This is a genomic window from Microvirga sp. HBU67558, from assembly GCF_018069605.1.
In the GTDB taxonomy this organism is placed as follows: domain Bacteria; phylum Pseudomonadota; class Alphaproteobacteria; order Rhizobiales; family Beijerinckiaceae; genus Microvirga; species Microvirga terrae.
In genome coordinates this window covers 1-911 of the sequence record NZ_JAGPUP010000285.1, presented here as the reverse complement: position 1 = coordinate 911, position 911 = coordinate 1, and the positions used below count along the sequence as shown (strand labels likewise).

1 protein-coding gene is annotated in these 911 nt (G+C 59.5%); it reads right to left on the bottom strand.

The window, feature by feature from the left end; all coding sequences use genetic code 11:
• Positions 1–266 precede the first annotated feature (266 nt).
• On the bottom strand, positions 267–464 hold the full coding sequence (locus KBI52_RS01255; protein ID WP_210804837.1) for a hypothetical protein: 198 nt from the start codon (positions 462–464) through the stop codon (positions 267–269).
• Positions 465–911 lie beyond the last annotated feature (447 nt).

The following is a 911-nucleotide window of genomic DNA, read 5'->3' as shown; positions in this document are numbered from 1 at the left end:
TCTCCATCCTGCTGACGCGCCCCGGGCGAGCATCCATCATGTCCATGGCTAAAGCACTGTCTATATTGACGTCTATATAGACAGACCATCCACAGTCTCACTCACTAGCGCAATGCGTCCTTCCTCGGATGCGTACCGCGGGTGCGGAGGCGCTTGAGTTCCAGGGAGGACCGCCCCCCAGCCGCTCCTGATGGACCAGCCCAGAATGGCTGATAAACGAGAGTGTAGCTATACCGCAAAGAGCACAGAGGCAGGACGATGTGCCCTCAGAGGCTGGCGAGCAGGAGGCTGAGCCCGATCAACGCAGCAAGAGCGGCGACAAAGCGGATGGCGGCCGCCATGAACGTCGGCGCCGGCACAGGAGCAAAAGGAGGCGCTGCGACTTCTGTCTGACGCATGGTGAAGACCTTCAGGAAATTCAGCTGGTTCTGGGAAAGCGGCAAAGAGACGAGCCATCGCGCCACTTGGCGGGTGTTTCTCTGTGCGATTTTCGCGCTGGTGTCTGTAGCCGGTGGGACACACGGCCGGCCTTGATACGGCTGACTGTCGACACTCCTGGCCCATCGGGAGCAGCAACGACCTGACCCCAGACATGAGCATGGTTCCGCATGCCTCCCAGCTGTTGACAGCGCCACGAACCGGGAGGAGGTCTGCCTAATCCCCTTTCGCATCAGTCTGCTTGGCTGACCTTGCCCCGTTGCGTGGCTTACGCGTGTAGGCATATGGCTTGGTCACAGGCTCGGGTCGATCTGCGGGTTTCTTCGATTTCATTGTCCGACTGCTGAAGAACACCATGCTGCAGGACAGGCGAACAGGAACGGCATCACCAGGAAGGTGAAGATCTGAGTGTTGCCGCCGATGAGAAACTGACCCGGTCGCCGATTCAAATCTGACCCACCGGCTATGCTGGG